6 protein-coding genes are annotated in these 4,338 nt (G+C 40.9%); 1 reads left to right on the plus strand and 5 read right to left on the minus strand.

Annotated features, from left to right (window positions below; genetic code table 11):
* Nucleotides 1-192 precede the first annotated feature (192 nt).
* Together PN470_RS19480 and PN470_RS19485 are read right to left on the minus strand one after the other, a co-directional pair.
* Nucleotides 193-987 (minus strand): MlaE family lipid ABC transporter permease subunit, encoded by a 795-nt coding sequence (locus tag PN470_RS19480; RefSeq protein ID WP_002735680.1) that lies wholly within the window; start codon nucleotides 985-987, stop codon nucleotides 193-195.
* 124 nt (nucleotides 988-1,111) lie between these two features.
* Nucleotides 1,112-1,243 carry a hypothetical protein gene (locus PN470_RS19485; RefSeq protein ID WP_002737283.1) on the minus strand — a complete coding sequence of 44 codons (132 nt, stop codon included), beginning with the start codon at nucleotides 1,241-1,243 and terminating at the stop codon, nucleotides 1,112-1,114.
* Here PN470_RS19485 and PN470_RS19490 point away from each other — a divergent pair.
* Nucleotides 1,242-2,426 (plus strand): class I SAM-dependent rRNA methyltransferase, encoded by a 1,185-nt coding sequence (locus PN470_RS19490; protein WP_193977308.1) that lies wholly within the window; start codon nucleotides 1,242-1,244, stop codon nucleotides 2,424-2,426. The two genes, PN470_RS19485 and PN470_RS19490, sit on opposite strands and share 2 nt — an antisense overlap.
* Here the strand turns inward: PN470_RS19490 and PN470_RS19495 are convergent.
* The 3 genes from PN470_RS19495 to PN470_RS19505 form a co-directional block, all read right to left on the minus strand.
* Nucleotides 2,393-2,803 (minus strand): VOC family protein, encoded by a 411-nt coding sequence (locus tag PN470_RS19495; protein WP_159297986.1) that lies wholly within the window; start codon nucleotides 2,801-2,803, stop codon nucleotides 2,393-2,395. The two genes, PN470_RS19490 and PN470_RS19495, sit on opposite strands and share 34 nt — an antisense overlap.
* 163 nt (nucleotides 2,804-2,966) lie before the next feature.
* Nucleotides 2,967-3,674 carry a hypothetical protein gene (locus tag PN470_RS19500; protein ID WP_271935759.1) on the minus strand — a complete coding sequence of 236 codons (708 nt, stop codon included), beginning with the start codon at nucleotides 3,672-3,674 and terminating at the stop codon, nucleotides 2,967-2,969.
* Nucleotides 3,675-3,733: 59 nt separating this feature from the next.
* Nucleotides 3,734-4,338 (minus strand): ubiquitin-like protein (locus tag PN470_RS19505; RefSeq protein ID WP_272104958.1); only part of this gene is annotated, 605 nt, incomplete at its 5' end.

Genomic DNA, 4,338 nt, shown 5'->3' on the forward strand with positions numbered 1-4,338 from the left:
CTACAATAATATTATTGCGCCAATGGTAGGGGCGCATCGCGTGCGCCCAAAATGTAATATAGATATTTCGACCAAATTGATTTGAGTTTTTAGTGAGCGTTATTAAGTAGAAAATTGCCGTTTTCTTGGCACTGATAACTGATAACTGATAACTGATAACTGATAACTGATAACTGATAACTGATAACTGTCTTAGCCGATTTCCACATTACCAGTCCCTTGAAACATCAGCCAAGAGAGGAAAAAATTAGCCACAAAAATCGCCAATAAAGAAGTTACCACAGCCGTGGTAGTGGATTGACCAACTCCTTTAGCACCGCCGGTGGTGGTTAAACCCCAACTGCAACCGATAATGGCAATTAAAATCCCAAAAATTAGGGACTTTAACATAGAACTAATTAAATCCCATGTTTGTAGAAAATTTTGGGCTGATTGTAAGAATAGGGAATAGGAAACACCGTAAAGACTATCAGAAATCAATAAACCACCCAGTAATCCCGTGACTAAAGAGATAATAGTGAGCAGGGGTAACATTAAACTACAGGCAATCACCCGGGGAATGACCAAATAATCGATCGGATCGGTTTTTAAAATATATAAAGCGTCAATTTGTTCTGTTACTCGCATTGTACCAATTTCGGCGGCAAAAGCCGAGCCAACTCTCCCCGCCACCACCACCGCAGTTAAAACCGGGGCTAATTCTCTTGTTAAAGCCAAGGAAAGGACTCCCCCAACAAAACTACCCGCCCCAAAAAAAATAAATTCTCTGGCTACCTGAATAGTGAAAACCATACCCACAAAAGCAGCAGTAATTAGGGCAATTGTCAAGGATTCTGGTCCAACAATGCTCATTTGTTCCAGAGTATTACGACGGTGGATTTTGCCATTAAGAATATGCAAAAAAGTTTGTCCCGCTAATAAACTGGCAGCGCCCAAACGCTGAAACCATAAACTTAAACCACTGGCAGCATCACTTTTCCTTGGCATTTGTCGAGGGACTATCGCTAAAATTTAACTTATTATAGGCGAGAATTCCCTATGATACTAAATCCGTTGAGTAACGCACAGAAAACGGGTTTCTCCGAGAAACCCGTTTTCTACTCATGTATGATTATCCCTCGATTGTGGGGACTTGCTTTGATGCCACTCGATCGAGGGATAAGAAACTATGGTTTTGTGCTGCCAGCAGGGGATAATAGAATTTCCAGTAGCCGTCAGCTATCAACCCTGATTCTTTATCCATGCCAGATTTACCGAAAATTATCCTGAGAAACCATAAAATTGATGCTGTTAAACGATTCCATCCTTGGATATTTTCCGGGGCGATTAAAGAGATGGAGGGGGAAGTCAAAGAGGGTGCTATCGTGGAGGTTTATAGCGATCGAGGCGAATATCTAGCCACTGGACTGTATAATCCTAGCAATATTGCCGTTAAAATTCTTTCTTTCCCAAAAGTCAGCGATATTGCTCAATTATTTCTCGAAAAATTCCAGAATGCCTATCAGCTGCGGCAACAAATCGGTTTAGTGGATAACCCGAAAACTAACTGTTATCGTTTAATTAACGCTGAAGGAGACGGTTTACCCAGTTTAATCGTCGATTGGTACAATGGCACGGCGGTTATTCAAGCTTATTCCCTAGCTTTATACCAACGTCTCGATCTGATTGTCGATTGTCTGAAAACTATCTACGCTGACAATTTACGGGCAGTTTACGATAAAAGTGCCGCAGTTTTAGCGAAAAGCGCCCATATTTCCGAAAATAAATACTTATTTGGTCAAAAAACCAGCGATGAGGTGTTAGAATCCGGCCATCGCTTTATTATTGATTGGGAAAAAGGACAAAAAACGGGATTTTTCCTCGATCAAAGGGAAAATAGAGCCTTATTATCTCAATATTCCCATAATAAACGGGTTTTAAACACTTTTTCTTATTCTGGAGGCTTTTCCGTCTATGCTATGCAAGCGGGGGCTGCCCTAGTCGATTCCGTTGATAGTTCCCACGGTGCGATCGATCTTACCGAAAAAAATATCGCCCTGAATAATCTCAGTCAAGTTCCCCATCAATCCTACAGCGCCGATGTTTTTAACTTCCTGCGCGACTGTCAGGAGGATTACGATCTGATTGTCCTCGATCCCCCCGCTTTTGCCAAAAGTATCCAATCCCGTCATCAGGCGGTTATGGCTTATAAAAGATTAAATCACCAAGCTTTCCAGAAAATTCGCCCCCAAGGTATTATTTTCACCTTTTCCTGTTCCCAAGTGGTTAACGAAGAACATTTTCAGGGGGCTGTCATGGCGGCAGCCATTGAATCGGCTCGCCCAGTGCGAATTTTAGCACGTTTAAGCCAACCGGCCGACCATCCCACCAGTATCTATCACTCGGAAGGTTCCTACCTGAAAGGATTGGTTTTAGCGGTGGATTGATGGAAAATTAAACGATTACCATCGGGATCATAGATGTAGATTTCCGGACCGTGGGAAGCTTGGCTAATTTCTCCCCTAGCACCATAGCCGATTTCGCTCCAATGCTCGATCGCTTTTTCGAGGCTCTCCACCTCGAAACAAATGCTCATGCCACTGCCCCTAGAATCGCCAAATTCCTCTCTGTGGGACTCTTTAGGGCAAAAAAGACCTAACTTAAGGTTAATCAGCCTAAATTCCGCATAAACGGCGGCAAGGTAGGGGCTTGGTTCCTGCTGCAACAGTTGACGATAAAACTGCACCGAGCGATCAAAATTACTCGTGCCTAGGGCAATAAAAGCCTCTGTGTAATTGAATGGACTATCGGGGGGGTTATTCATTGGAGTTGGCAAGCTTTTTCAGTGATCGGTAAACAGTAAACTGATAACTGAATAACTGATAACTGTTTACTGATTCAAGATTGATGCTGCTACCGTTGTGGTTGACAATCTTTTGGCTAAAGTTCCACCAATGAAAGTATCTTCGGGTGGACATTGCTACTATTTATTGAATTTTAACATTTAATTTATAGGTGGCATTGCCGCGAGTTCCTCCTACAATTATTTCATAATTTCCAGTAGCAGGTAATTTTAGACTAGATTGGGTAGCTTCTGTTGTCAATATTTCCCCATTCGGTGCAATCACATCAAATACGGCGTTATTTTCTAAGGATGTAATTTTCAGATCCATTCTCTGTCCTTGATTTGCTCTTAAGAGATAAATATTTCGACTCCCTCGCACAACCGATTGATTGACGGTGGCGCTATTAGTCCCTGGTGCAAACCGGATTTGAGACAATAAACAAGGTTGTTTTTGATAAACGACTCGTCCCGTATTCAAAGAATCTGCGGTTAATGTCCAGATTGCTTGAGTTTTTTGGGTGTCTAACTCAATTTTTGTCGTGATATTTAAGTTTAACTGATTCCCCTTTTTTGTTCCTTGTAAGGTTTGAGTATAGGAACTATAATAAGCTGCTTGTTCATTATGAATTGTAGCTTCTACCCGACCCGTGACTTGATTTCCCTGAATATAAATCCTCGCGGTAGCATCCAGATTATCATTAGCGACCGAAAAACAATAACCTTGAATCGAAGAAGTGATAGACGCTTGAGCAACTTGTCGGGGGGAATGAATTGCCATCCCTGGTGTAACATTGACTAAACTTGCAAAAATGACTAGACATCCTAATAATTTCATCATCATCGGAACCATTCCAAGTTTTCACTAATACTAAACTAATTATCGCCCTAGCCACCATATTTAGGAGAAGTTCATTTATGAACTATTTTACCCGATTTTAAAGAATTTTGGTCTGTTTTTTTCCTCCGTTGATTAAGATTCGTCGATCTTACTATTATAGACCCTAACCCTAGAAAAATTAGAGCGGCTGTTACCGAAGGTTCAAAAACAGTTACCGGTGAATTTTGGATTAGATGTAATGTGCTTTCTCTTTGGATGTTATAATCAGCTAAAGTTCGCCCCTCTTCTAAAACCTTACCAGCAAATATCAAAGTTTGCTGCTCTGGGAGAATACCTTCTTTGTCTTGAATCTTATCTTTTACATTCTCAATTGTATCAGATGGCTCAACCTCTAAAGTTATGGTTTTGCCAGTTATCGTTTTGACAAAAATTTGCATCGCTATTGCTGATGTAGCTCCTAAAGCTAAAAAGGTAATGGTTAACAAAATAACAATTGTACTCTTAGATTTTTTAAGCATTGATATTCTCTCGGGTATTTGACTCTTTTGGATTTGGTGGGTAAAATGTATTCTAAGATACAGTCCTGCTGGCGAGCGAGTGGAAGGAACCACAAAGACACAAAGGACACAAAGATTGATCGATCCTGTGTAAGTTAAACTTATCACACAGAACCTAG

Source organism: Microcystis sp. CS-574 (assembly GCF_028329095.1).
Classification (GTDB): Bacteria; Cyanobacteriota; Cyanobacteriia; order Cyanobacteriales; family Microcystaceae; genus Microcystis; species Microcystis ichthyoblabe_A.